The sequence below is a fragment of the Phyllobacterium sp. SL163 genome (genome assembly GCF_049896885.1).
In the GTDB taxonomy this organism is placed as follows: domain Bacteria; phylum Pseudomonadota; class Alphaproteobacteria; order Rhizobiales; family Rhizobiaceae; genus Phyllobacterium; species Phyllobacterium calauticae.
Genome location: NZ_JAFCVE010000020.1, coordinates 1 through 3,810 on the forward strand (window position 1 = coordinate 1; position 3,810 = coordinate 3,810).

Sequence of the window (3,810 nt, forward strand, 5' to 3'; positions counted from 1 at the left end):
GGGGCTCTGTGGTCATTTCTACATTAATACACGCTAAGGGCATTTTGCAGGTGACGGGAAACACATGATTTCCGCTCACCGTGATCGCGGGGCAAACTGGCCACGCAATAGGGCCATTTTTTGCGCGACAAACCCTGTCGGAATGTTAGGCTGTGCGGCAACACCTGATTTGAGGTTTGTCGCACATGTTGATCGGTTACATGCGGGTATCGAGTAGTGACGAGCGCCAGTCGGTTGCCTTGCAGCGCGATGCCCTGCTCGCGGCCGGGGTCGATGAGCGCCATCTCCATCAGGATCGCGCTTCCGGAGCGCGTGATGACCGGCCGGGTCTGAAGGCATGCCTCGGCGAATTGCGCGAAGGCGATGTCCTGGTCGTCTGGAAGATAGATCGGTTAGGCCGGTCACTCTCCCACTTGATCCGCATCGTCGAGGATTTGAAGGAACGTGGTGTCGCCTTCCGATCTCTCACGGAGGCGATCGACACCACGAATTCGCACGGCGCGTTTCTGTTCAACCTGTTCGGCTCGCTTGCAGAATACGAGAGAGTGCTGATCACCGAGCGGGTCAATGCCGGCCTGGCGGCGGCTCGCCGACGTGGCCGTAAGGGCGGGAGACCTCCAACGATCGATGCGGAAAAGGTCGAGCAGGTTCTAGCTGCTTTGGAAGCTGGCGCCAGCAAGGCGTCCGTGTGCCGGACGTTCAAGGTGGCGCGCTCGACCTTGATCGACACGTTGAAGCGGACTGGATGGACAGGCCCCGGCAAGACCGGCACGCCCGAAACCGTAGTTTGACGAGTGACCGTGGCTGATGGCGTTTCTCGATGAGCAATCGCGTGCCGTTTTATTCGAACCACCCGAAGCTTATGAAGATGCGCAAGCGCGCTATGCACTGACTTCCGAGGATATTGTCTTCGTCAAGGAGCATCGCCGGTCGCATAATCGGCTTGGCTTTGCGATCCAACTCGCACTGGTGCGTGATCTGGGCCGTCTGCTGCGAATAGGCGAAGTTCCACCTCAGGCGGTTGTCTCTGTTGTCGCCGACCAGCTGGGCATCGACCCTGCAGTGTTCGAGTTCTACGCCCAGCGCGACGAAACGCGCCGGGAACACGCGCGCGAGATCGTCTCTGCACTGGAGCTTCAGCCTGTCCGGACGAGTGACTATCGCGAGTTGATAACGGCGGCGGCACGCGAGGCGGCGGCCACTGAACAAGGTGCGACGATCGCCAAGGCCGTGATCGAAGCCTTGAAGGAACGAAAGTTGCTCGTTCCTATGCCGGAGCTGCTGATCCGTCTGGCACTGGCCGGCCGGGCGGCGGCGCGTCGACAAGCCTATCGCGAATTGATCCGGGATCTGGAGCAGCCTTCGATCGAGGCGCTTGATCAGCTCCTCGCTGAGCGGGCCGGCGATCGGAGCCACCTTGGCTGGATTGCGGAAGCACCTGAAGGGGCGAAGCTGAAGAACCTCAAAGGCTTGATCGCCCGCCTCGAGGTATTGCGCTCAGCCGCCATTCCCGACGACCGTCGCAAGACGATCCATGCCAATCGCTACGGCATCATCGCCAGGGATGCACGCATTCTGCATGCCCGGGAGATACGACGCCTGACATCCGAACGTCGCTACGCCACGCTGGCCGCCTTCGTCATCGAGAGACAGGCGTCGATCACCGACCTGACGATCGACATGTTCTGCAAAATGATTGGGAGCAACCGCCGCAAGGCCGAGATCAGCCGCACGGAACGCCGGCTAAAAGAGGCCGAGGTTCTTGATGGGGTGGCGCTTGAGCATCTCAAGCTCGGCGAGGCGCTTCTGGCCGCTCGTGCGAGCAAAACCGATCTTGCATCGGCGATCGCAGCCTCCCTCGGCTGGGACGGATTGGTCGCCAGCATGGCGGCAGCCAGATCTGTCGTCCACCCTGATCGCAGTAACGAATTCGACGAGCTCATCAAGCGGCACAAATCGTTGCGCAAGCTGGGCAGACTGATGTTCCGCACGTTCTCGTTCCGGTCGTTTCGTGCTGATGATCCGATCCTTGTAGCAGTGGACCATCTGCGCGCGCTCTATGGCGGCCGGAAATTGCCGGCGCAGGTGCCGCTCGCCTTTCTGACCCGCAAATGGCGACGCTGCGTGCGCCCGAACAGTGCCGATATCGACCTGCGCGCCTGGGAAGTGGCGGTCCTCGTTCACCTGCGAGAGCGTCTGAGGGCCGGTGACATCTGGGTCGAAGGCAGCCGGGCATGGCGCAGTTTCGAGGATTATCTTCTGCCTCGGCCGATCTTCGAGCTGATGCGCGCCGAGGGGCGGCTCGGGCTCGCACTCCCCGACAGCTTTGCCGAATGGCGAGCAGAACGGACCGCCACGCTCGATGCGAAGCTGAAAGAGCTGGCAAAGGCGGCGGCTGCCAATGCTATTCCGGATGCAGCGATTTCCGACAAGGGCCTGTCGATCTCGCCGATCCGCGAGGAGGAGCGCGACAGCATCGTCGCGCTCAGCCGCCGACTATATGTTCTGGTGCCACGGATCAGGATCACCAGCCTGCTTGCCGAGGTGCAAAGCTGGACCAAATTCCTCGACAGCTTCACGCATTATCGTACCGGTGAGACGGCAAACGACGAGGCAGCGCTGATGGCAGCGATCCTTGCCGACGCCACCAATGCCGGAGCCGAACGTATGGCGGAAAGCTCACGCGGCGTCACGATCCACCAGATGATGCTGATGGTGGACAGGCATATGCGATCGGAAACCTACGCCACGGCGACCGCCGTGCTGGTCGATGCGCAGCAGGCCCATCCCTTTGCCGCGATCTGGGGTGACGGCCATATCTCCTCCTCGGACGGACAGTTCTTTCCGGCTGGCGGGCGTGGCGAAGCCAGCCTCGACTACAATGCAAAATACGGCAAGCGACCGGGGGCGTCGATCTATGGCTTCCTGTCCAACCGTTTTGCTTCCTTCTTCTCCCGCATGATCCAGGCATCCGAGGGCGAAGCCCCCTACGTTCTCGACGGCCTCCTTCACAACGAAAGCTCCGTCGAAATCTATGAGCACGCAACCGATACCGCTGGCGCCACCGAAACGACGTTCTCCATGTTCCACGCCTTTGGCTACAGGCTCATTCCCCGTATCCGCAATCTCGGCAATCGCAGGCTCTTTGTCATTGATCGCGATCCGGCTTACGAACCGCTCGACGCGCTGATCGCTGGAACCGTCAACATGGATGTCGTCGAGCACCACTGGGATGAGGTCTTGCGGCTGAAGGCTTCGATCGCTGCAGGTTTGGTGCCGCCTTCCGTCATCCTCAAGAAGCTGGCAGCGTCGCCGCGACAAAACCGGCTGAACCAGGCCCTGCGCGAAATGGGCCGGATAGAACGCTCGATCTTCATCTGCGACTGGCTGCTCGATACGAAACTGCGCCGCAGATCGCATGCGATCCTCAACAAGGGTGAAAGCCGTCATGCTCTCGCACGCGCCATCTTCCTCCACCAGCTCGGCGAATTGCGCAACCGCGTCGCCGAAACCATGGCTTACCGCGCGTCCGGTCTTAACCTCGTCGTCAACGCCATCATCCTGTGGAACACTGTCTATCTCAGCCGTGCTGTCGATTATATCAGCAGTCAGGGTATTATCATTCCGGACGAGCTGCTCTCCCAGGTCGCACCACTACCATGGGCGCATATCGCGCTCACCGGCGACTACCTCTGGAACGAAATTGACCGACCCCTCGAACGCTTCAGGCCAATCCGGGCTAACCGCTTCAATCCAAACAACTTCAAATTCCCTTAGCGTGTATTAATGTAGAAATGCCCACGGAGCCCC

2 protein-coding genes are annotated in these 3,810 nt (G+C 60.5%); both read left to right on the forward strand.

Features of this window, described 5'->3' with window-relative positions; all coding sequences use genetic code 11:
* Positions 1-200: 200 nt before the first annotated feature.
* Positions 201-791, forward strand: coding sequence for a recombinase family protein (locus ACP7B1_RS24530; protein WP_426137401.1), 591 nt, complete (start codon positions 201-203; stop codon positions 789-791).
* 16 nt (positions 792-807) lie between these two features.
* Positions 808-3,777, forward strand: a complete 2,970-nt coding sequence (locus tag ACP7B1_RS24535) for a Tn3 family transposase (RefSeq protein WP_395773288.1) — start codon at positions 808-810, stop codon at positions 3,775-3,777.
* Positions 3,778-3,810 lie beyond the last annotated feature (33 nt).

Coding starts and splice junctions, on each gene's coding strand:
- ACP7B1_RS24535 (WP_395773288.1), top strand. CDS start 808: ATGGCGTTTCTCGATGAGCAATCGCGTGCCGTTTTATTCGAACCACCC.
- ACP7B1_RS24530 (WP_426137401.1), top strand. CDS start 201: ATGCGGGTATCGAGTAGTGACGAGCGCCAGTCGGTTGCCTTGCAGCGC.